The sequence below is a fragment of the Micromonospora sp. DSM 45708 genome (assembly GCF_039566955.1).
GTDB lineage: Bacteria > Actinomycetota > Actinomycetes > Mycobacteriales > Micromonosporaceae > Micromonospora.
This window is the reverse complement of record NZ_CP154796.1, coordinates 5,456,106-5,477,415: the sequence shown is the minus strand read 5'-3', so window position 1 is coordinate 5,477,415 and position 21,310 is coordinate 5,456,106. Positions and strand designations below refer to the sequence as shown.

Sequence of the window (21,310 nt, the reverse complement as noted above, 5' to 3'; positions counted from 1 at the left end):
TGGCCCACCGAGTTTAGCTCGGGCTATAGTCGAGGCATGGGCGCTGACGGGAAGCGGTGGTCGGTCCGGGTCACCGGCGAGGTCCGGCACTGGCTACGCGACCTGCGGCACGACGACCCGGCGTCCTACGAGAGCGTGCGCGTGGCGGTGGACAAGCTGGCCGAGGTCGGGCCGGGTTTGGGGCGTCCCCTCGTGGACACGTTGCGCGGGAGCAATCTCCGTAACCTCAAGGAGCTGCGCCCCCGCTCCGGCCGTGAGGTGGCGATCCGGGTGCTGTTCGTCTTCGACCCGTGGTCCCAGGCCGTCCTGTTGGTCGCCGGCAACAAGGCGGGCGACTGGAGCCGCTGGTACCAGCGGAACATCCCGGCGGCGGAGATCGCCTACAAGGCCTGGCTCGACAATGAACGGGAACGAAGGGGGGAGTCGTGACGGAGTTCCACGACTGGGACGAGGTCCGCGCCGAACTCGGCGGCGACGACGAGGCGTACGCGCAGGAGCGCGCCCGGACCGAGGCCTGGGTGAGCGCCTTCCACCTGGCCGAGGAGCGCAAGCGGTTGGGGCTCACCCAGCGGCAGGTCGCCGAGATCATGGGGGTCACGCCGGGTCGGGTGAGCCAGATCGAGAACGGCGATCTCGACGTCAACGAGGTGGCGACGCTGAGTCGGTACGCCAACGCCCTCGGCGCCAGACTGCGGATCATCTTCGACTACGGCGACGACCTCCGGCAGATCGCCTGACCGGGGTCGGCCGTCAGGGGCGGGGGCAGGGGGAGAGCAGGCGTAGGCGCTCGGTGGTCTCGGTGAGGGAGTTGGGCTCGACGACCAGGCGGGCCGTGGTCGTGGCGGGACCGGGACGGAAGGACCCCTCGTCGGCGGGGACGGTCGCCGTCCAGGTGCCGGCCGTGCGCTCGCCGGTGCACGCGCCGATCACACCGAACCCGAAGCCGGTGACCCAGGCGCGGCGTACCCGCTGACCCAGGTGCACCTCGATGTACGCCAGGCCGCGCTCGTCGCCGCAGTCGAACCGGCCGCGGACCGTGGCGGTGTGTGCGCGGACGTCGGCGGCGCCGAACCAGTCGACGGAAATCGCCGGGGCGGAAACCGCCGGGGCGGCGACGGCGGCGCCGGGCGCGAGCCCGAGCGTGGCGAGGGTGGCCAGCGTGGTGAGGCCGGCGGCGAGCAGAGGCGGTCGGACCGGGTGCATGCGCGGCTCCTGTCGGACGGTGGTGGGACGGGGCTCCGATGTGGACGGCGCCAGCATCCCACCCCCGCGAAGCCCGCGAGCTGCAAGATCTTGGACAGGTCGGCCGGTCAGGCGCGCGGCGGCCCCGCCCAACCAGGTGGCCGGCTGAACGGTCCGGGGCTGGCATCCGTATCAGGCGTCGAGGACACCGACGACGGGAGACAACGTGAGGGTGCAGCGCAAGCACGTGCTGGCGGCGACCGTGGCGGTGGTCGCCTCGGTGGCCGTCTCGGTAGGGACCGGAATGGGATTCGCCGAGACCACCCCCGCCGGGCGGTCCGCCTGCGTCGGGTCGGTGACGTTCTCGGCGGAGGGCGGGGCTCCGGCCGCCACCAGTGACCGGTTCCCGGTGGGCACCCGGCTGCGGGTGACGAACCTGGACAACAACAGGGTGGCGACAGTGACCGTGGTCGGACCGTCGGGCAGTTGCGTGCTGCTCAACGCGGCGGCCATGGAGCTGGTCCGCGAGCCGGGCAAGAACGTCATCCGCCGCAACGTGGTGGAACGCCTCGACGGCGTCGCTCCCGCCCCCGGCGGTGGGCAGCCGGTCGAGACGCGGCCGGGCAACGCGCAGCCGATCGGCGGCAGCGTCTGCACCGGAGCGGTCACGTTCTCCGCCGAGGCCGGGGCGCCGGCCGCCACCAGCGGGCAGTTCCCGGTGGGCACCCGGCTGCGGGTGACGAACCTGGACAACGACAAGGTGGTGACCGTGACGGTGACCGGGCCGTCGGGCAGTTGCGTGCTGCTCAACGCGGCGGCCATGGAGGCGATCCGCGAGCCCGGCAAGAACCTGGTCCGCCGCAACACGGTGCAGTTGCTGCGCTGACGCCGGCGGGAGTGGAACACCACGGGCGGGACCTGGGGGGTCATGCCCGTGGTGCTCCACGATCAGGGGGTGGCCGGGTCAGCCGAACGCGGCATCGAGAATGTCGAGGCCCCGGCCCAGCTCGCCGTCGGCGATCACCAGCGGGGGCAGGAAACGCAGCACGTTGCCGTAGGTGCCGCAGGTCAGGGTGAGCAGCCCGGCCGCGTGGCAGGCCGCCGAGAGCGCCGCCGTGGCCACCGGATCGGGGACGGTCCCGCCCGGCTGCACGATCTCCACGGCGAGCATCGCGCCCCGGCCGCGTACCTCGGCGACCCGTGGGTCACGGGCGGCGATCGCGTGCAGCCGCTCGCCCATCACCGCGCCGATCCGCCGGGCGGCGGCGGGTAGGTCCAGCTCGTGCATGGTGGCGATCGCGGCGAGCGCGGCGGCGCAGGCGACCGGGTTGCCGCCGTACGTGCCGCCCAGGCCACCGACGTGCACCGCGTCCATCAGCTCCGCCCGCCCGGTCACCGCCGCCAGCGGCAGCCCGCCGGCCATGCCCTTGGCGAGCGTGACCAGATCCGGCTCGACGCCCTCGTGCGCGCAGGCGAACCAGTCGCCGGTGCGGCAGAAGCCGGTCTGGATCTCGTCGGCGACGAACACCGCCCCGGCCGCCGTCGCCCACTCGCGCAGCGCCGGCAGGAACCCCTCGGCGGGTACGACGAAGCCACCCTCGCCCTGGATCGGCTCGATCAGCAGCGCGGCCACGTTCTCCGCGCCCACCTGCTTCTCGATCATCTCGATCGACCGGGCCGCCGCGGTCGCCCCGTCGAGGCCGCCGTCGCGCAGCGGGTACGACATCGGCACCCGGTAGACCTCCCCGGCGAACGGCCCGAACCGGTGCTTGTACGGCATGTTCTTCGCGGTCAACGCCATGGTCAGGTTCGTCCGCCCGTGGTACGCGTGGTCGAACACCACCACCGCCGGCCGCCCGGTCGCGTGCCGGGCGATCTTCACCGCGTTCTCCACCGCCTCGGCGCCGGAGTTGAACAGCGCCGACCGTTTCTCGAAGCCACCCGGCGTCAACGCGTTGAGCTGCTCGCACACCGCCACGTACGACTCGTACGGCGCGACCATGAAGCAGGTGTGGGTGAACCGTTCGACCTGGGCGCGTACCGCCTCGACCACCCTCGGGGCGGAGTTGCCCACGTTGGTGACCGCGATGCCGGCCGCGAAGTCGATCCACTCCCGCCCGTCCACGTCGGTGAGCGTCCCGCCGCCGGCCCGGTCGACGTACGCGTCGACGACGCTGCCCACGCCCCGGGCCACCGCCGACGCGCGACGCTTGCGCAGTTCCTCGCTGGACGGCATGGATCAGCCCTCGATGTTGTGCATGACGTGCTTGACCCGGGTGTAGTCCTCCAGGCTGTAGACCGACAGGTCCTTGCCGTGGCCGGAGTGCTTGAAACCGCCGTGCGGCATCTCGGACACGAACGGGATGTGCGTGTTGACCCAGACGCAGCCGAAGTCGAGCCGGCGGGTCATCCGCATGGCCCGGCCGTGGTCGCGGGTCCAGACCGACGCGGAGAGGCCGTACTCGACGCCGTTGGCCCAGCGCACCGCCTCGTCCTCGTCGGTGAACCGCTGCACGGTGATCACCGGCCCGAACACCTCGTCCTGGATGATCTCGTCGGCCTGCCGGACGCCGGAGACCACGGTCGGGGCGTAGAAGAAGCCCCGCTCGCCGACCCGGCTTCCGCCGGTGGTGACGTCCGCGTGATCCGGCAGGCGGTCCACGAAGCCGCTGACCCGCGCGAGCTGGTTGGCGTTGTTCAACGGGCCGTAGAGCACGTCCGCGTCGTCCGGCCCGCCGGTGCGGGTGTTGCGGGCCTGCTCGGTGAGCGCGGCGACGAAGTCGTCGTGGATGCCCGGTCCGGTGAGCACCCGGGTCGCGGCGGTGCAGTCCTGGCCGGCGTTGAAGTAGCCGCCCACCGCGATCGCCTCGGCCGCCGCCGCCACGTCCGCGTCGTCGAAGATCACCACCGGGGCCTTGCCGCCCAGCTCCAGGTGGGTCCGCTTCAGGTCCGGCGCCGCCGCGGCGGCGACCTCCATGCCCGCCCGGGTCGAGCCGGTGATCGACACGAGCTGCGGCGTCGGGTGGGAGACCAGCGTACGGCCGGTGTCCCGGTCGCCGCAGACCACGTTGAACACCCCCGGCGGCAGGTGCTCGGCGGCGATCTCGGCCAGCAGCAGCGTCGACACCGGCGTGGTGTCCGACGGCTTCAGCACCACCGCGTTGCCGGCGGCGAGGGCCGGGGCGATCTTCCAGACCGCCATCATCAGCGGATAGTTCCAGGGCGTCACCTGGGCGCAGACGCCGATCGGCTCGCGCCGCACGTAGGACGTGTGGCCGGCCAGGTACTCACCCGCCGAACGCCCCTCCAGCAGGCGTGCCGCGCCGGCGAAGAACCGCAGCTCGTCCACGGCCGGCGGCAGCTCCTCGTCGGTGGTGAGCTGCCGGGGTTTGCCGGTGTTGCGCACCTCCGCGTCGACCAGGTCGGCGGCCCGGGCCTCCACCGCGTCGGCGAACTTCAGCATCGCCCGCTGCCGCTCCGCCGGGGTGGCGTCCCGCCAACTCTCGAACGCGGCGGAGGCGGCCCGCATCGCCGCGTCCACGTCCGCCGGCCCGGACACCGGAGCCCGGGCGAACACCTCGCCGGTGCACGGGTCGACCAGATCGGCGTACCCGCCGTCCACCGGATCGACGTACTCGCCGTTGACGAAGTTGCGCAGCTGCTGCTGGTCGCTCATCTCAAGTCTCCGAGAGGGTGGCCGGGAGGAAGGTCAGCGGAGGTTCTCGCAATCTGACTGCCATCTTGGCTACTGAATCCGAGGCAGACAAGGGTTTGGGCAACTGTTTCCGCGCGGGCGTTCCTGGTCTACGCTGCCGGACGTGGAGCCGAGAGCCTTCTACGTCGCCGGCCGCCCCGTCCACGGCGAGGCAGAGCTGACCGTCACCCACCCGTACGACGGGCAGGCGGTGGGTCGTACCACGCTCGCCACCACCGACCAGGTCGAAGCCGCCGTCGCGGCAGCCGCCCGGGTGGCCGCGACCGCCGCGGCCCTGCCCGCGCACGTCCGCGCGGCGGCCCTGGACCACGTGTCCCGGCGGCTCGCCGAACGGGCCGACGAGGTCGCGGCGCTGATCACCGCCGAGAACGGCAAGCCGGTCAAGTGGGCGAAGGCCGAAGTGGGCCGCGCGGTCTCCACGTTCCGCTGGGCCGCCGAGGAGGCCCGCCGCTTCTCCGGCGAGCTGCAACGCCTCGACACGGACCCGGCCGCGACCGGCCGGATCGCGCTGGTCCGACGCGTGCCGCGCGGGCCGGTGCTCGGCATCACCCCGTTCAACTTCCCGCTCAACCTGGTCGCCCACAAGGTCGCCCCGGCGCTCGCCGTCGGCGCCCCGATCGTGGTCAAGCCGGCCCCGGCCACCCCGCTCACCGCGCTGCTGCTCGGCGAGATCCTCGCCGAGACCGACCTGCCCGAGGGCATCTTCTCGGTGCTGCCGCTGCCCAACGAGCGCGCCGCCGACCTGGTCGCCGACCCGCGACTGCCGGTGGTCTCGTTCACCGGCTCCGGTCCGGTCGGCGCCGCCATCCGGCGGGCCGCCCCGGACAAGCACGTCACGCTGGAACTGGGCGGCAACGCGGCGGCGGTGATCTGCGCCGACTGGTCGTCGGACGAGGACCTGACGTTTGCCGCGCACCGCATCGCCACGTTCTCCAACTACCAGGCCGGGCAGTCGTGCATCGCCGTGCAGCGGGTCTACGTGCACGAATGGCTTTACGACGGCTTCCTGCCGCGGCTCGTCGCCGCCGTCGAGGAACTGCGCACCGGCGACCCCCGCTCCGCGCTGACCGACGTCGGGCCGCTGGTGTCCGTCGAGGCGGCGCAGCGGGTGGAGGCGTGGGTGGACGAGGCGGTCGCCGCCGGGGCCACCATCGAGGTGGGCGGCCGGCGCGACGGGGCCACCTACCCGCCGACCGTGCTCAGCGGCGTGCCGGCCGACGCGAAGGTCTGCGCCGAGGAGGTGTTCGGACCGGTCCTGGTGGTCGCCCCGGTCACGGACGACCAGGCCGCGTTCGCCGCGGTCAACGACTCCGCGTACGGGTTGCAGGCCGGCGTCTTCACCCACCGGACGGACGTGGCGTTCGCCGCCGCCCGTACGCTGGAGGTCGGTGGCGTGATCGTCGGCGACGTGCCGTCGTACCGGGCCGACCAGATGCCGTACGGCGGGGTGAAGGGATCGGGCGTCGGGCGGGAGGGGCTCCGCAGCGCCATGGACGACTACACCGAGCCGCGCGTCCTGGTGCTCACCGGGGTGGACTTGTAGGGCGGGTCACCAGGTGCCGTCGTCGCGGACCCGGGGGGCGGCGCGACCGAGCAGGAGCGTGGTGAGAGCGGCGTCGACGTCGGCGCCGAGGAACCACTCGCCGGCCTGATCGAGCGCGAAGACCCGGCCGTGCTCGTCGACCGCGAGGATGCTCTCCTGACGCTCGCTGCCCAACGGGAAGAGGCGGGCGCCCAGGACCGCGCCGAAGTCGGCGAGGGTGTCGGCGGTGTGCGCGACCTTGCGCGGACGCACCTCGAAGCGGGAGATCCACACCGCTTCGCCAGGGCCCTGCCGCGCACTCACCAGCCCGGGAAAGGCGGTGAGCGTCGCCAGGGCGGCGGGGAAGGAAGCGTGGCTGTGCTGCGCACCGCGGACCTCGGTGACCTTGCGGACCGAGGTGGCAGCCGACACCTCGTCCCCGAAGTGTGGCCGCCAGCCGGCGACCACGAGCGCGTCCGCCACCTCGGACGAGAACCGTTCGGAATCGGGTGGTGTCTGCGGATCGGGACGCCACTCCTCGGCATATGCCAGCTCCGGCCAGGGGAGCACGCCGAAGTGCACCAGGAACCTGATGCAGGACTCGCACCGTAGATCGGCCGGACCGCCCGCGGGATCACCGGACTCGCGGATGCGGAAGAACTCGACCCGGCTCGCCCCCAACCGCTGTCGAGCCTCCTCGACGGTGAGCGGCGGAAGCCCTTCGGCGGTGCGACGGTGGTCGTGCTCGTGCAACGCGTCGGAGACGACGATCACCTCCGCGTGCCGGTCGCCGCCCCGCACCAGGTGACCGGCGGGCAGCTCGTCGAGGTAGGACCGTACGAGTGGGTGATGGCGCAGCTCGACGTCGCCCTTGGCGCCGTGTGCCACGTGCAGCCGGCCGTCCAGCGTGAGGTGCGCGGCGGCGCCGGGCGTGGGCAGCCGGGTCAGCTCACGGAGCAACTGCCCGGCCGGGTCGACGGTGCGGGGCGCGCGCGGCTCGGCCGGCCGGCGTTGCCGGTACATCTGCTCGACCGAGGCGGCCGGCACCCGGGGCCAGGTGGAGACCTCGCCGGTCTCCTTGTCGATGACCGTGGTCGGCAGGTCGCCGGGCAGGGCGCGCGCCTCGGTGGACACGGTGGACAGGACCACGTAGCCCAGGTCGAACTCCTCGACCACCGGCGTGCAGGGGAAGCCGAGGCGGTCGGAGTCCCGCCGGGCCCAGACGGAGGCGATCTGCTCGGCCTGCTGTCGCTCGATCACCACCTGAAATTACCGGACCCCACGGATTCCGTGGCACCCGGTATGGTCGGCCCTACCCACGGTGACGGAAGGGGAGCGGTGGTGGCCGAGAGTGCGGATCGGGATGCGAACCGTGCACTGCGTGCGAGGTTCGACGAGGTGTACGGCCAGTACCAGCGACTGCGGTCCGGTCTGGACGAACTCCAGACCAGGCTGGCCGAGTTGCGGGTGACCGAACGCTCCGACGACGGCCAGGTCACCGCCGTGGTCGGGGCGCGCGGCGAGCTGATCAGCGTCGAGGTGAGTCCCGCCGTGTTCCACGACCGGGATGCCCGGGCGCTGAGCCGGAAGATCACCGAAACCGTGCTGCGTGCCTCCGCCGCCGCGTCCGCCGCCACCCGTGAGCTGGTCTCCGGCTATCTGCCGCCCGGCTCGCCGTCGGTCGAGTTCCTGCGTACCCATGACTTCGGCGCGCTGCTCGGCCGGGCCGACGCCGTTGCGGCACGCGGCGAGTGACCGGTGGCCGGGGGAGAGATCTGGCTGGACGCGGACCGCGCCCGGCGCGGAGGCGCCGACCTGGCCGCGACCGGTAAGGCCGTCACGGCGGCCCGACGGGAGACCGGCGATCCGATCGCCGCGGCGAGTGCCGGGCGACCGTGGGGGCGGGACGACATCGGTGCCGCGTTCGACAAGCACTACCAGGGCTACGCCGAGACGCTGCTGCGGGCGTGGGAGCTGCTCGGCCGCTCGCTCGACGGGATCGGGTCGGACGTCGTCCGCTCGGTCACCGCGACCGTGGAGACGGACCTGAGCAACGCCCGTGACCTCGGGCAGATCCCGCACCAACGGCACAACCCGCATCGGCCCTGGCGCTGACCACCGGAGGATCCGCGCGTGAGCATGCTGCCCAGCCCGATCCCGCACCCGCTCGACTACTGCCCCTGGGACGTGCCCGGCTGGATCTACGAGGCGCTCGACTGGGTGGTCGGCGTGGAATGGCCCGAGGGCAACGAGCGCGCCGTCTGGGACCTGGCCGACCAGTGGTACGGCGTCGCCGGCGTCCTGGCCGGCCCGCGCGACGAGGCCACCACCGCCGCCGGCGAGGTGAAGAGCGGCTACGGCGGGGTCGGCCTGGTGGCACACGCCTTCGACACGGCCTGGGACAAGGTGGCCGGGGGCGAGGACGCACCGCTGCACGCCCTCCTGGCGGCCACCGACGAGTTGGGGCGGCTGGTCGACTCCTGCGGCTGCGACATCGAGGGCGCGAAGCTGGAAGCCTGGATCGAGCTGGGCATCCTCGTCGTCGAACTGCTGTCCCTCGCGGTGGTCACCGTGCTCACGCTCGGTGCGGCGTCACCGGCGGCCGGAGCCGCGATCACCGCCACCCGGATCGCCGTGCAACAGATCTTCAAGCGGCTGGTGGCCCAACTGGCCCGCAAGGCGGTCAAGGAAGGCCTGAAGGAGGCCGGCGAACGGGCCGCGAAGGAAGCGGTCAAGAGCGGTGCCCGGGGGCTCGCCCGCAAGGCGGTGCTCGGCGGCCTGGCGGAGGCCGGGCAGGAAGCGGGCACCAGCCTGGCCACCCAGGCGTACCAGAACTCCACCGGCCGCCGGAACGGCCTCGACCTGACCGACGTGGGCGCGTCGGGGCTCGGGGGCTTCGCCGGCGGCGCGGTCGCGCCGCTCGCCGGCCTGGGCCGGCACGCGAGCGGGCGGTTCGCGCAGATCGGGGAGCGCTTCGGGCGCGAGATGGCCGGCGAGAGCCTCGCCGAGACCGCAGCCGGGCTGGCCACCGGCCAGGGCCCGTCGCTGGAGGACCTGGCCCGTGCCGCGGCGTCCGGCGCGAGCGGTTCCGTCACCGGGCAGACCGAGACGGCGCTGCATCACCGGCTCGACGGGAAGCTGGGCGGCCTCACGGCACCGCCGGTCGGCCTGGACCTGCCACCGGTCGGCCCGGACGTGCCGCCCGGGCCCGGCCCGGCCGGTGTCGTCCCGGACCAGCGGTCTGCCGAGCCGCCCCCACCCGTGCAGGGCGGTGATCCGGTCGTCCACTCCCGGACGGTTCCGGCCACCGCCGCGAGTGCTCCGACCCCGGCGCTGGCCGATACCGTGGCGGCAGCACCTCACCTCGACCCGGTGGGCGCGGCACACCCGACGTCGGAGCTGACCACCTCGACGCGGCCCCTCATCGGCGAGACGGGGTCGAATGTCGCGACGAGCCATCCGACGCATTCGTCCGTCACCGCGAATCCCACCTTGTCCTCGGTGGCCACCGAGGCGCTGGTCACCGGTGCGTCACCCGGCCCGGCCGAGGTCCGCAGCGGCCAGGTCCTCACACCGTCCGCGCTCGACGCAGGCGCGCTGCACCAGCCGGCTTCGGTGCAGCCGGCGGCGGCTTCGGCGGCGCTGACCATGCCGGCCACCGAGGCCCCGCACCCGACGGTGCCTCCGGGCCGGGCGTCGACGGCGGCCGGCGTCACGCAGTCACTGCCCCCCGCTGCTCCGGCGACCAATCCGTCATTCGCGCCGGCATCGGGGCCGACGAGTCTCGGGCCGGACGTGCGGCCCGTGCCGAGCCCCCGTTTCCCGCTGCTGGAGACGTTGGCGCCACAGCACTCGACGAGTCCACCGCCGAGCGTCCCCAATCCGCTCGGTCCGCCGCCTCCCAACCGCGAAACCCCGCGCAAGCGGGCCGCGCGTCTGATCGCGGACCGGGAGGCCCTCGACCGACGCCGCTATCAGGGCTACCTGCGATCCCAGCGGGACTGGTTCGAGGACCGCCGACGTCAGACCCGGGCGGACTGGCTCAATGAACGCGCTGACTACCACGAGGAACGGGCGAGTGACTGGGCGGCGCAGGCGATGGAGCTACGCCGTTCGGGGCGGACGCTCGCCGCGGAGCGTTGGCACCGAGAAGCGCATGAGGCCGACCTGGAGGCGTCGGAGTTGCGCGCGGAGGCGCGGCACGTGCTCGCCGGCAAACTCGTACCGGATCGGGTGATGGTCGAGGACGACCTCGACTTCTACCGGATCAACGACGACGTGGCGGACCTCGCCCTCGGCGCGGTGGAGACGGCCGACCACTCCGCGCTCACCGGCCACGGTCACCCACCGCCGGTCGACCGGTCCCGCCCCTACGGCCGGCGTGGTGGGCTCCGGCCGCCGCTCGCGCTGCACCAGACCGACCTCGAACGGCAGATGCCCCGCAACCCCGACGGCAGCGTGGTCCGGACCGCCGACCCGCGGCGGGGAGACTGGTTCCGGCTGTCCAACGACGGTGGCCCGGCCGCCGACGCGACCCGGGGCATCAACTGCCTCGACTGCACGCTGTCCTTCTTCGAGACGTGGGTGCACGGTCGGCCGCGGGTCGCCGCGCCGCGTACCTTCGACGGTTATCTGGCGGGCGACGTCCGCCGGCCGGTCGGCGGCGAGATCGACGGTCCGCTGCGGGTCGAGGAGACGACCGGAGGACGGTTCCAGAAGCTGTGCGCGCCCGACCGCGCCGGGGTGACCGGTGAGGCCCGGCGACGGCTGGTCGAGCGTGGCTACCGCGACCTGCACGCGCAACTGACGTCGGGCGGTCACGGCAGCTACGCCTTCCTCATCACCAGCTTCGAGGGCGGTGGCTCGCACGCCTGGGTGGCGCTCAACCAGAACGGCACGGTGCTCTACCTCGACCCGCAGAGCGGGGTGGTGGCGGGCCAGCCGCTCTACCGGCACAGCGGGGTCCCGTTCGACGGCAACGTGGTGGATGTGGACGCCCTGGTCCTCGGCCCGGACGGCCGGCCGATGCCGCTCACCGGCCGGCCGCCCGGCGACTACAACGCGCTGCCCGAGCCACGACACCGTCCGGCGCCGCCCCGACCGCCCGACCCGCCGCCGCGCGACCACGGTCCTACGCCCGACTTCAACCGCGTCCACCTGCTCGGCGAGTCCACCACCTTCCACCGCCCGCCGGGCACCCCGTTCCCGGGCGGCGCGCCCCCGGCCGAGCCGGCACCCGATCGGGTACGCAGGGCACACCGTGAGGCCCACGCCGCCCGGATCGCCGCCGGGCTCTACGTCCGGGACGCGCTGGCGGCGAGCGGCAGCCTGACCGACGCCTTCGCCGCCGGGGTGACCCCGGTCGAGTTGGCGCAGCACGCCGACGGGCCGACGTTGCGACGGCTCGTGCCGGGGCTGGACGAGGCGGCGGCCGGTGATCTGAACCGGCTCTTCGCCGACCCGCGCGTGCAGCGGATGCTCGACCAGAGCTGGGAGGCGCCGCCACGGCGGGAGGAGTTGCTGGCCGAGACGCTCGTGCGGCAGCTCGCGGAGCGTCCCGACCTGGTTCGGATGATCCTGGCGACGCCGGAGCTTGCCAACTCGCTGACCGCCAGGCCGGTGACCCTGCACCATCTCGCCAGCCACCAACAGGCCATCGACGTCCTCGGCGACGTGGTGCGGGAGATCGAGAGCAATGGGCCGGACGCCTTTTTGATTCTCGGGGATCGGGATCCCGTTCCGACCCCACTGACCGCCGAACAACGCCGCCTTACTCGGGCGGTGGCATCTCGGAGGCAGCTGGCTCAGCAAGCCGGCTTCGAGCAGGACCGGAAGAACGACCCGATCTATCTCAGCGAGTACGTCGATCGGTTGTATGCCGACGCAGCGGTGGCTCAGTTGGAGCTGAACCACATCGCGAGCACGATCGCGGGCGAGACCGGCAAGCCGGGTTGGCGTAGCGAGCCCAAGAGCCGCAAACGCGTGACGGACAAGTTGGCCGAGTACGGGAACAACGCCGCCCGCCTGAAAGACCTGGCGGGAGCCAAGGTGGAGTTCGCCACGCTTGGTGACATCTATGGCGCGCTGGCTGCTCTGGCTGATCGTCCCGATGTGTTGGTCATGGACATCAAGGACCGCTTTGTCTCGCCCCAGAGCAGCGGTTACCGAGATATCTTGTTGAATCTGAACCTCTCGAACGGGCATGTGGGGGAGCTGCGCCTGCACCTTGCCGCCATGGAGGATGTAGCTGGGTGGGAACATGCGCTCTATGAGGTCAGGCGAGATCTGGAAGCATTGGCAGAGTTGGATCATCGACCGTTGACGACGTTCGAGACAGCGGTTCGGGATGGCCTTCTGAGGCGGGCCCAGGGCATCTACTGGGATGCCTTGCAGGGTGGGCTGGGAGGGCTGTGACGGCGATGACGCATCTGCCCGGCTTGGCGCTGCCGAAATTCTTCCTTTACTACGAGTCCCCGCTGAAGCTGGTGCAGGCAGAAGGCGGTGGCGCGGCCGGCTGGCGACTCTCGCCGGATACCGGTGGCTGGCGCGCGGCGAACAATCTCGTGGACAAGGTGCTCTTCGTGGGGGGCGACGAGGTACATGAGATCGATCGCAACGAGTTCGTCTGGTACGTGGAGCAGGAGCGGGGCCGCTACCTTCGCGGTGAGGGTCCCCTCTTCGCGCTCTACGAGACCGTTCGAGGGATTGAGGACACCATCCGTGAGGAACGTCGCTACCCGACGCCGCACGAGCAGGCACTTATCCGGGGCATCCGGCGGCGCACCTTCGTGATGTTCGAGGAGCAGCTCCGGCGCGCCGGCGATCCCGGCGCCGATCCCGGCATCGCGACCGACGCGTCCTGAGGGCACCGGGTGCCCGGCGTTTGCCGGCCCGGACTGTTTCCGGCATGGTCCAGCCATGCCTGACACGAGCACCGGTGCGGGGGCCGGTCCACGCCGGTTCGGCTGGGAGGACATGTTCGTCGCGCCGGAGGAGGATCCCCGCGTCGACTCTCCGGGTGCGGACGAGCGGAGCGTCCTGGTCGGCGAGTTGCGGTACCACCGTCGCACGCTGGAGTTGAAGTGCGCCGGCCTCGACGCGGAGCAGCTCGCCCGGCGGTCGGTGCCACCGTCGACGATGTCGTTGCTCGGGCTGCTCCGTCATGCCGCCGAGCGTGAGCGGCACTGGTTCCGCCGCGTCATGGCCGGGAAGGACGTGTCGCGGATCTGGCCGACCGGTGACGTGGACTGGCACTTCAACGGCGCCGTCGCCGATCCGGCGCTGGTCGGGCAGGCGTGGACGGCGTGGCGCCGTGAGGTGGGTTTCGCCGAGCGGTTCGTGGCGGCGGCGCCGGATCTGGAGGTCCGGGGTCACCGGGGCGACCGGATGGTCTCCCTGCGGGAGCTGCTGGTGCACGCGATCGGGGAGTACGCCCGGCACAACGGGCACGCCGATCTGCTGCGCGAGCGGATCGACGGGCGCGTGGGCCGGTGAAGCGCGTCGACCCCGCGCGCCCCGGGGGGAACCCGGGTGCGCCGCAGGCCGGGCCGCTGGCGGAGGGGCTCCCGTACCGGCCGCCGGCCGACGCGGCGGAGGCGCTGCGCGTACAGGAGGAGTTGCGGGCCCGGGTCGACCTGGTCGGGCCCGGTCCGAGTGCGCCCGCGACGGTGGCCGGGCTGGACGTCGCGTACGCGGAGAGCGGTGACCGGCTCGCGGCGGCCGTCACGGTGTTGGACGCGGCCACCCTGACCGTGGTGGACGAGGCGGTGTGCGTGGGGCGGCCGGCGTTCCCGTACGTGCCGGGGTTGTTCGCCTTCCGGGAGATGCCGGCGCTGCTCACCGCGCTGGAGCGGCTGACCGTCCGCCCGGAGCTGCTGGTGTGCGACGGGCACGGGGTGGCGCATCCGCGCCGGTTCGGGCTGGCCTGTCACCTGGGTCTGGTGACCGGGCTGCCGACGATCGGGGTGGGCAAGACGCCGCTGGTCGGTTCGTGGGCCGGGCCGGGCCCGCGGCGCGGCGACCGGGCCGACCTGCGTGACGGGGAGGAGGTGGTGGGGCGGGTGCTGCGTACCCGGGACGGGGTCCGGCCGGTCTTCGTCAGTGTCGGGCACCGGATCGGGTTGGACGAGGCGGTGGAGCGGGTACTGGCTCTGACGCCCCGGTACCGGCTGCCGGAGACCACCCGGACGGCCGACCAGCTCTGCCGTCGGGCCCTCGCGGCGGACGGCGACCGGGGCTGACGTGTCACGTAACGCGGCACACATGTGGGGCGCTCGATGAGCAGGTGCCAGGGTGGCCCGGTAGTAACCTGACCGGCGGATCCCTTCCGGGACGGAAACGGTGAGGTGGAGATGTCGGTGAGGCGGCACGCGGCGCGTGGGGCCACGGTCGGCGTGATGCTGGGTGGCCTGGTGGTCGCCGCGGCGTCCCCGGCGCTGGCCGACGACGACCGGGTCGGGCTGCGCTCGGCGAGCAGCTTCACGGCCGGCGGTTCGGCGGGCGCGGTGGCGGTCGAGGTACGCAAGCGCACCGAGGGGTGTGTGTCGCTGCGCACCACGCTCGGGCTGAGGCTGGACGGCCTGCGGGCCGACCAGGTCCGGGTGCAGGTGGCGTCCGGTGGTCGCTGGGTGGCGGTGCCGGTCTCCGGTGGCGGTGGCGTGGTCACCACCACTCAGGTGGCGTCGGTCGGGCGACCGTTGTGCAAGGGCAAGGGCGCGACGGTGCGCTACCGGGTGTCCTTCCTGCCGGGCGCCGTGGGTGGGCGGTTGGAGATCGCCGGCGAGGCGAGCGCCGCGAACGGCGGGGTGCTCGGTCGCGCCGGCCGGTCGGCCCGGCTGGTGGGCGCGGAGCCTACGCCGAGCCCGAGCCCGACGCCCTCCCGTAGGCCCTCGCCGACCCCCACGCCCAGCGCGGTCGTCTCCGCGCCGGCTGAGACGGCCGGTACGTCGGCGGTGGTCGCCGCCGTCGATCCGGCTGCCGGTGCCGCTGCCGATGATTCGTCCTCCGGAGGTTCCATGATCATGTGGTTCGGCATCGCGCTGGTACTCGCCGGCGTCGCCCTCATCGCCCTGCTGGTGCGTCGGAGCCGGGCGGACCGGACCGACGACGGCCCGGTGGTCGAGCATCCGCCGGTCCCGCTGCCCCGCAGCAGCACCACCTACCGTTCCGGGACCCCCGGCCCGGCCCCGACGGTGTACGGCGGCGCCACGGCGCCGCGTCCGACCGGCAACGTCTACGGGACGCCTCCCGCCGGGCCCCCGCCGGCGGCCCCCGCGGACGGGGACGCCACCAGCGTGTTGCCGCGCATGCCGGACTGAGCCGGACCCGCCGGCTCCCGGGTTTACCGTGACCATGGGTGGACCCGGCCGGCCGGCTGGTGAACGGGGCCGGGTGCCGGGTCCGGTTCGCCGTTAAGATCGCGTGCGCCGGACGGCACCGCCGACCGGTGAGACCACATACGTGGAAGGAGCCGCGCCGTGGCCCTGGACCCGCAGTTGCTCGAGATCCTCGCCTGCCCGGACACACACCACGCCCCGCTCGACTACGACCCGCAGGCGCAGACGTTGACCTGCACCGAGTGCGGTCGCGTCTTCGAGGTCCGGGACGACGTCCCGGTGCTGCTCCTGGACGAGGCGCGTGGCGGGCCGGCGGCCGACGACGCGCGGGGCGGGTCGTCGCGGTGATGGACGGTACGGCCGGGGTGAGCGGGCACCGGCACGCGGACGAGGCCCTGTTGGACGATCCGGCGCAGCTCGGCGAGCGGGATCCGGGCGGGATGCTGCGGTTCACCGCCTCCGCCGGCGCCCAGGTGCGCGAGTCGGCGGCGTTGGCCGCCGAGGCGAACCTGTCCGTGCTGGCCGACGACGGGCGACCCCGTGCGGTGGTCATCGCCGGCATCGGCACCGCCGGGCGTACCGGTGACGTGCTGGCCACGGTCGCCGGGCCGCGCTGCCCGGTGCCGGTCATCCCGCACCGCAGCGCCGGCGTGCCCGGCTGGGTGGGCGCGGCGGACGTGGTCATCGCGGTGAGTGCCTCCGGCCGTAGCCCGGAGGCGTTGGGCGCGGCCGAGGCGGCGCACCGGCGCGGGGCCCGGCTGGTCGCGGTCGGCGCTCCGGACTCGCAACTCCAGTCGGTGGCCGAGCGGGCCCGCGCGCCGTTCATCCCGGTGCCGCGGCGTGCACCGGCCCGGGCCAGCCTGTGGGCGCTCACCGTGCCGGTCCTGCTCGCCGCCCGTACGCTCGGCCTCGTGAAGGTCAACGAGGCGGATCTGGCCGAGACGGCGGCCCGGCTGGACGCCGACGCCGACCGGTGCCGGCCGACCGCCGAGTCCTTCGTGAATCCGGCGAAGTCGCTCGCGCTGGGGCTGGCCGGGTCGATCCCGATCGTCTGGGGCTCGTCCCCGCTGGCCACCGTGGCCGCCCGCCGGTTCGGTGACACGCTCTCCGCGAACTCCCGCTACCCGGTGGTGAGCGGTGCGCTGGGCGAGGCCGGCCGGGGCCGGGTGGGGCTGCTCGACGGCGTTTTCGGCGGGCTGGCCGAGGGCGAGCGGGACATCTTCGCCGACCCCGACGACTCCGACCCGGAGGGCATCCGGCTGCGGCTGGTGCTGTTGCGCGACGGCGGCCTCAACGCCGACGACGACACCGACGAGCCGCTGGCGGTGGAGGAGCGCCGCGCGGACGCGGTGCAGACGCTCGCGGAGCGGCGCGGGGTGCGCTGCGACGTGGTGACCGCCGAGGGCGGCTCCGCGCTGGAGCGGCTCGCGTCGCTGGTGGCGGTGCCGGACTTCGCCTCGATCTACCTCGCTTTGGCACACGGGTTGGACCCGATGGCGGTTCCGGCCATCACGGAAATGAAGGAGCTGGCAAACCAGTGAGCATGTGCGGCATCGAGCGAGGCGGGGAATGAGCGCAAACGGGGGCAACAAGGCGATCGTCGCCGCCCTGGCGGCGAACCTCGGCATCGCCGTCACCAAGTTCATCGCGTTCCTGCTGACCGGCTCGTCGTCGATGCTGGCGGAGTCGATCCACTCGGTGGCCGACTCCGGCAACCAGGGTCTGCTGCTGATCGGTGGCCGGCGGGCCAAGCGGGAGGCCACGCCGCAGCATCCGTTCGGCTACGGCCGGGAGCGCTACATCTACGCGTTCATCGTGGCGATCGTGCTGTTCAGCCTCGGTGGCCTGTTCGCGCTCTACGAGGCGTACCACAAGGCGTCCGACCCGCACCCGATCGAGAGCTGGCAGTGGGTGCCGGTGGTGGTGCTGCTCGCGGCGATCGTGATGGAGGGCTTCTCGTTCCGCACCGCGATCAAGGAGTCCAACCTGGTCCGGGGCAAGCAGACCTGGGTCCGGTTCATCCGCCGGGCCAAGGCCCCGGAGCTGCCGGTGGTGCTGCTGGAGGACTTCGGCGCCCTGGTGGGTCTGGTCTTCGCGCTGTTCGGCGTGGGTATGACGCTGGCGACCGGCAACGGCATGTGGGACGCCGCCGGCACCGCGATGATCGGGGTGCTGCTGGTGATCATCGCGATCACGCTGGCCGTCGAGACCAAGAGCCTGCTGCTCGGTGAGGGTGCCGAGCGCAGCGAGCTGGCCAAGATCGAGCAGGCCGTCACCGGCGGCCCGGAGGTCGAGCGGATCATCCACATGAAGACGCTCTACCTCGGCCCGGAGGAGCTGATGGTGGCCGCGAAGATCGCCGTACCGGCGTGCGAGAGCGCCGAGGAGCTGGCCCGGGGCATCAACGCTGTCGAGGCGCGGATCCGCCGCGAGGTGCCGATCGCCCGGGTGATCTACCTGGAGCCGGACATCTACAGCGCGGCGGCGGAGCGGGCGGGCACCGGCCAGGCGGCGGACACCGCCGTGCCGGAGGCGGCGACCGAGCACGCCGGCGGGACCGAGGTGACGGCCGACGAGGTGGCCGGCCGGCCCGGGAGCTGACCACCGATGGAGTTGTTGCAGGGCCGGATCCGGGACTACGCCTGGGGCTCGCGGACCGCGATCGCCGGGTTGCAGGGCCGGGCGGTGCCGAGCGACGGGCCGGAGGCCGAGCTGTGGCTGGGCGCCCACCCGGGCGCCCCGGCCACTGTCGACCGGGACGGCCGCCCGGTGAGTCTGACCGAGCTGCTGGTGGCCGAGCCGGGGCACTGGCTGGGCGAGCGCCTGGTCGGCCGGTTCGGCACCCGGCTGCCGTTCCTGCTGAAGGTGCTGGCCGCCGACGCGCCGCTGAGCCTCCAGGCGCATCCGGACGCCGAGCAGGCCCGCGCCGGGCACGCGGCCGACACCGGGCGGGTCAACTACGTCGACCCGTACCACAAGCCGGAGCTGCTGGTGGCGCTCTCCGAGTTCGACGCGCTCTGCGGCTTCCGGGACCCGGCCGAGTCGGCGGCGGTGATCGCCGGGTTCGGCGTACCCGCGTTGGCGCCGGTGGTGGCGGCGTTGCGCAGCGGGCCGGCGGGCCTGCGGGAGGCCGTACGCGCGCTGTTGAGCTGGCCGGAGTCGGAGCGTGCCGGGTTGGTGGCGGCCGTGCTGGCGGCGGCGACCGCCGGGCCGGCGTCGGCGGAGGCCGCGCTGGTCCGCGTGCTCGCGGCCGGTTATCCGACCGACCCGGGTGTGGTGGTGGCGCTGCTGCTGAACCGGGTGCGGCTGGCGCCCGGCGAGGGGATCTGGATGCCGGCCGGCAACCTGCACGCCTACCTGCGCGGCACCGGTGTGGAGATCATGGCGGCGAGCGACAACGTGCTGCGCGGCGGGTTGACCTCGAAGCGGATCGACGTGGACGAGCTGCTGCGGGTGCTCCGGTTCGAGGTGCTGGCCGATCCGGTGCTCCGGCCGGAGCCGGTGGCGCCCGGTGTGTCGACCTGGCCGGTGCCGGTGGAGGATTTCGCGTTGCACCGGGTGGTGGTGGGTGCCGCGGCGCGGGAGGTGCGGTTCACGCGGCCCGGTCCGCGGGTGGTGCTCTGCGGTGCCGGCGAGCTGACCGTGGACGACGGGGTCGGCGTGGTGACGTTGGCCGCCGGCCGGTCCGCGGTCGGCACCGCCGCCGGCGGTCCGCTGGTGCTCACCGGCGAGGGCGAGGCGTTCGTGGCGACCTGCGGCCTGTGCTGAGCAGCGCCTGCCGATTTCCCGAAACCGCTTGACGGTCTGGTTGCTCAGTGTGACTCTGTGTTTACGCAGCGTTGTCGCGACGAAGGTCCGGGAACGCGCGGGGATCCAAACCGGGGGGATGCACGGGGGTGGCGGGGCCGTGGGCGGAAAGTCTGTCCACGACCCACCGCCCCCGTGCGCTGTTTGCCGTTCCTCCACCAACCGGCCCGGGGTGGGCGGGCCCACGCGCGTAAGGTGGAAGGCTGCGCAGCCCTTCGTTCGACAGGAGCTTCCATGACCAGCACGCTTCCGGCGGCCCCCAGCGGCGCGCCGTCCGGCGCCCGGCCGAGCACCCTCGCCGAGGGCGACTACAAGGTGGCGGATCTGTCGCTCGCCGAGTTCGGGCGCAAGGAGATCCGGCTCGCGGAGCACGAGATGCCCGGCCTGATGGCGATCCGGCGGGAGTTCGCCGACGCCCAGCCGCTCGCGGGCGCCCGCATCACCGGGTCGCTGCACATGACCGTCCAGACCGCCGTCCTGATCGAGACCCTGGTCGCGCTCGGCGCGCAGGTCCGCTGGGCGTCCTGCAACATCTTCTCCACCCAGGACCACGCCGCCGCGGCCATCGTGGTCGGCCCCGAGGGCACCCCGGAGGCGCCGGCCGGCGTCCCGGTCTACGCCTGGAAGGGCGAGACGCTGCCGGAGTACTGGTGGTGCACCGAGCAGGTGCTCGCCTGGCCGGACGGGCAGGGCCCGAACATGATCCTCGACGACGGCGGCGACGCCACGCTGCTGGTGCACAAGGGCGCCGAGTTCGAGAAGGCCGGTGTCGTGCCGCCGGTCGAGTCGGCCGACTCCGAGGAGTACGCGGTCATCCTCGGCCTGCTGCACCGCTCGCTCGGCGAGGACAACCAGCGCTGGACCCGGATCGCCGCCGGCATCAAGGGCGTCACCGAGGAGACCACCACCGGCGTGCACCGGCTCTACGAGATGCACCGTGCCGGCACGCTGCTCTTCCCGGCCATCAACGTCAACGACTCGGTGACCAAGAGCAAGTTCGACAACAAGTACGGCTGCCGCCACTCGCTCATCGACGGCATCAACCGCGCCACCGACGTGCTGATCGGCGGCAAGATGGCCGTCGTCATGGGCTACGGCGACGTGGGCAAGGGCTGCGCCGAGTCGCTGCGCGGCCAGGGCGCCCGGGTCGTGGTGACCGAGGTCGACCCGATCTGCGCGCTCCAGGCGGCGATGGACGGCTACCAGGTCGCCACGCTCGACGACGTGGTCGAGCAGGCCGACATCTTCATCACCGCGACCGGCTGCTTCGACGTGATCACCAACGAGCACATGGCCCGGATGAAGCACCAGGCCATCGTCGGCAACATCGGTCACTTCGACAACGAGATCGACATGGCCGGCCTGGCGAAGCGCAGCGACGTCACCCGGGAGAACATCAAGCCGCAGGTCGACGTGTGGCGCTTCGACGACGGCCACGCCATCATCGTGCTCTCCGAGGGCCGCCTGCTGAACCTGGGCAACGCGACCGGGCACCCGAGCTTCGTGATGTCGAACTCGTTCGCCAATCAGACCATCGCGCAGATCGAGCTGTTCACCAAGACCGACGAGTACCCGATCGGCGTCTACGTGCTGCCCAAGCTCCTGGACGAGAAGGTGGCCCGGCTGCACCTGGACGCGCTCGGCGCCAAGCTGACCACGCTCTCCAAGGAGCAGGCGTCCTACCTGGGCGTCTCGCAGGAGGGCCCGTTCAAGCCGGAGCACTACCGCTACTGAGTTCCGCGCCCGGAA

General features: G+C 73.0%; 20 protein-coding genes. 16 read left to right on the top strand and 4 right to left on the bottom strand.

Annotation, left to right across the window (positions count from 1 at the left end):
• Nucleotides 1-36 precede the first annotated feature (36 nt).
• Both VKK44_RS23495 and VKK44_RS23490 read left to right on the top strand, forming a co-directional pair.
• Nucleotides 37-429, top strand: coding sequence for a type II toxin-antitoxin system RelE/ParE family toxin (locus tag VKK44_RS23495; RefSeq protein ID WP_343443376.1), 393 nt, complete (start codon nucleotides 37-39; stop codon nucleotides 427-429).
• On the top strand, nucleotides 426-737 hold the full coding sequence (locus VKK44_RS23490; protein WP_107157744.1) for a helix-turn-helix domain-containing protein: 312 nt from the start codon (nucleotides 426-428) through the stop codon (nucleotides 735-737). The genes VKK44_RS23495 and VKK44_RS23490 overlap by 4 nt, the downstream gene beginning before the upstream one ends.
• 13 nt (nucleotides 738-750) lie before the next feature.
• On the opposite strand, the gene VKK44_RS23485 is transcribed toward VKK44_RS23490, so the two are convergent.
• Nucleotides 751-1,203 (bottom strand): hypothetical protein, encoded by a 453-nt coding sequence (locus VKK44_RS23485; protein ID WP_343443375.1) that lies wholly within the window; start codon nucleotides 1,201-1,203, stop codon nucleotides 751-753.
• A gap of 205 nt (nucleotides 1,204-1,408) precedes the next feature.
• On the opposite strand from VKK44_RS23485, the gene VKK44_RS23480 reads away from it, so the two are divergent.
• Entirely contained in the window at nucleotides 1,409-2,068 is a 660-nt protein-coding gene (locus tag VKK44_RS23480) for an RlpA-like double-psi beta-barrel domain-containing protein (RefSeq protein WP_343443374.1), read from the top strand.
• Nucleotides 2,069-2,146: 78 nt separating this feature from the next.
• Here VKK44_RS23480 and gabT read toward each other — a convergent pair whose 3' ends face one another.
• Both gabT and VKK44_RS23470 read right to left on the bottom strand, forming a co-directional pair.
• The gene (gene gabT / locus VKK44_RS23475; protein ID WP_343443373.1) at nucleotides 2,147-3,418 is read right to left on the bottom strand and encodes a 4-aminobutyrate--2-oxoglutarate transaminase; all 1,272 of its coding nucleotides are present in this window, start codon (nucleotides 3,416-3,418) and stop codon (nucleotides 2,147-2,149) included.
• 3 nt (nucleotides 3,419-3,421) lie between these two features.
• Entirely contained in the window at nucleotides 3,422-4,858 is a 1,437-nt protein-coding gene (locus tag VKK44_RS23470) for a gamma-aminobutyraldehyde dehydrogenase (protein ID WP_343443372.1), read from the bottom strand.
• Nucleotides 4,859-5,000: 142 nt separating this feature from the next.
• Between VKK44_RS23470 and VKK44_RS23465 the strand changes: the two genes are divergently transcribed.
• A complete protein-coding gene (locus tag VKK44_RS23465) occupies nucleotides 5,001-6,440 on the top strand; it encodes an aldehyde dehydrogenase family protein (protein ID WP_343443371.1) in 1,440 nt (479 codons plus the stop codon).
• A 6-nt stretch (nucleotides 6,441-6,446) separates the two neighbouring features.
• Here the strand turns inward: VKK44_RS23465 and VKK44_RS23460 are convergent, their stop codons facing one another.
• Nucleotides 6,447-7,682 (bottom strand): SUKH-3 domain-containing protein, encoded by a 1,236-nt coding sequence (locus VKK44_RS23460; protein WP_458351559.1) that lies wholly within the window; start codon nucleotides 7,680-7,682, stop codon nucleotides 6,447-6,449.
• Nucleotides 7,683-7,817: 135 nt separating this feature from the next.
• Here VKK44_RS23460 and VKK44_RS23455 point away from each other — a divergent pair, with 135 nt between their 5' ends.
• The 12 genes from VKK44_RS23455 to ahcY all read left to right on the top strand — a co-directional run bounded on the left by VKK44_RS23455 (nucleotide 7,818) and on the right by ahcY (nucleotide 21,295).
• Nucleotides 7,818-8,174 carry a YbaB/EbfC family nucleoid-associated protein gene (locus tag VKK44_RS23455; protein WP_458351558.1) on the top strand — a complete coding sequence of 119 codons (357 nt, stop codon included), beginning with the start codon at nucleotides 7,818-7,820 and terminating at the stop codon, nucleotides 8,172-8,174.
• 3 nt (nucleotides 8,175-8,177) lie between these two features.
• Complete coding sequence (locus VKK44_RS23450; RefSeq protein ID WP_343443368.1) at nucleotides 8,178-8,534, top strand: hypothetical protein; 357 nt, start codon at nucleotides 8,178-8,180, stop codon at nucleotides 8,532-8,534.
• Nucleotides 8,535-8,558: 24 nt separating this feature from the next.
• Entirely contained in the window at nucleotides 8,559-12,833 is a 4,275-nt protein-coding gene (locus tag VKK44_RS23445; protein ID WP_343447871.1) for a toxin glutamine deamidase domain-containing protein, read from the top strand.
• A 5-nt stretch (nucleotides 12,834-12,838) separates the two neighbouring features.
• A complete protein-coding gene (locus tag VKK44_RS23440; RefSeq protein ID WP_343447870.1) occupies nucleotides 12,839-13,282 on the top strand; it encodes a hypothetical protein in 444 nt (147 codons plus the stop codon).
• Nucleotides 13,283-13,337: 55 nt separating this feature from the next.
• Nucleotides 13,338-13,913, top strand: coding sequence for a DinB family protein (locus VKK44_RS23435; RefSeq protein ID WP_343443367.1), 576 nt, complete (start codon nucleotides 13,338-13,340; stop codon nucleotides 13,911-13,913).
• Nucleotides 13,914-13,969: 56 nt separating this feature from the next.
• Nucleotides 13,970-14,659, top strand: coding sequence for a deoxyribonuclease V (gene nfi / locus VKK44_RS23430; RefSeq protein WP_343447869.1), 690 nt, complete (start codon nucleotides 13,970-13,972; stop codon nucleotides 14,657-14,659).
• Nucleotides 14,660-14,770: 111 nt separating this feature from the next.
• Nucleotides 14,771-15,736 carry a hypothetical protein gene (locus VKK44_RS23425; RefSeq protein ID WP_343443366.1) on the top strand — a complete coding sequence of 322 codons (966 nt, stop codon included), beginning with the start codon at nucleotides 14,771-14,773 and terminating at the stop codon, nucleotides 15,734-15,736.
• A 159-nt stretch (nucleotides 15,737-15,895) separates the two neighbouring features.
• Nucleotides 15,896-16,102 carry a Trm112 family protein gene (locus tag VKK44_RS23420; protein ID WP_107157732.1) on the top strand — a complete coding sequence of 69 codons (207 nt, stop codon included), beginning with the start codon at nucleotides 15,896-15,898 and terminating at the stop codon, nucleotides 16,100-16,102.
• Nucleotides 16,099-17,295: an SIS domain-containing protein gene (locus tag VKK44_RS23415; protein WP_343443365.1), complete on the top strand. Its 1,197-nt coding sequence runs from the start codon at nucleotides 16,099-16,101 to the stop codon at nucleotides 17,293-17,295. The genes VKK44_RS23420 and VKK44_RS23415 overlap by 4 nt, the downstream gene beginning before the upstream one ends.
• Nucleotides 17,296-17,323: 28 nt before the next feature.
• Nucleotides 17,324-18,355, top strand: coding sequence for a cation diffusion facilitator family transporter (locus VKK44_RS23410; RefSeq protein WP_343443364.1), 1,032 nt, complete (start codon nucleotides 17,324-17,326; stop codon nucleotides 18,353-18,355).
• Between the two features lie 6 nt (nucleotides 18,356-18,361).
• Entirely contained in the window at nucleotides 18,362-19,522 is a 1,161-nt protein-coding gene (gene manA, locus VKK44_RS23405; protein WP_343443363.1) for a mannose-6-phosphate isomerase, class I, read from the top strand.
• A 273-nt stretch (nucleotides 19,523-19,795) separates the two neighbouring features.
• Complete coding sequence (gene ahcY / locus VKK44_RS23400; RefSeq protein ID WP_343443362.1) at nucleotides 19,796-21,295, top strand: adenosylhomocysteinase; 1,500 nt, start codon at nucleotides 19,796-19,798, stop codon at nucleotides 21,293-21,295.
• The last annotated feature ends 15 nt before the right edge of the window (nucleotides 21,296-21,310 follow it).

What these genes read in the sequence shown, in the direction of transcription:
- VKK44_RS23445 (WP_343447871.1), top strand. Translation starts at nt 8,559, where the DNA reads ATGCTGCCCAGCCCGATCCCGCACCCGCTCGACTACTGCCCCTGGGAC.
- manA (WP_343443363.1), top strand. Translation starts at nt 18,362, where the DNA reads ATGGAGTTGTTGCAGGGCCGGATCCGGGACTACGCCTGGGGCTCGCGG.
- VKK44_RS23495 (WP_343443376.1), top strand. Translation starts at nt 37, where the DNA reads ATGGGCGCTGACGGGAAGCGGTGGTCGGTCCGGGTCACCGGCGAGGTC.
- VKK44_RS23485 (WP_343443375.1), bottom strand. Translation starts at nt 1,203, where the DNA reads ATGCACCCGGTCCGACCGCCTCTGCTCGCCGCCGGCCTCACCACGCTG.
- VKK44_RS23440 (WP_343447870.1), top strand. Translation starts at nt 12,839, where the DNA reads ATGACGCATCTGCCCGGCTTGGCGCTGCCGAAATTCTTCCTTTACTAC.
- gabT (WP_343443373.1), bottom strand. Translation starts at nt 3,418, where the DNA reads ATGCCGTCCAGCGAGGAACTGCGCAAGCGTCGCGCGTCGGCGGTGGCC.
- VKK44_RS23425 (WP_343443366.1), top strand. Translation starts at nt 14,771, where the DNA reads ATGTCGGTGAGGCGGCACGCGGCGCGTGGGGCCACGGTCGGCGTGATG.
- VKK44_RS23410 (WP_343443364.1), top strand. Translation starts at nt 17,324, where the DNA reads ATGAGCGCAAACGGGGGCAACAAGGCGATCGTCGCCGCCCTGGCGGCG.
- VKK44_RS23470 (WP_343443372.1), bottom strand. Translation starts at nt 4,858, where the DNA reads ATGAGCGACCAGCAGCAGCTGCGCAACTTCGTCAACGGCGAGTACGTC.
- VKK44_RS23435 (WP_343443367.1), top strand. Translation starts at nt 13,338, where the DNA reads ATGCCTGACACGAGCACCGGTGCGGGGGCCGGTCCACGCCGGTTCGGC.
- ahcY (WP_343443362.1), top strand. Translation starts at nt 19,796, where the DNA reads ATGACCAGCACGCTTCCGGCGGCCCCCAGCGGCGCGCCGTCCGGCGCC.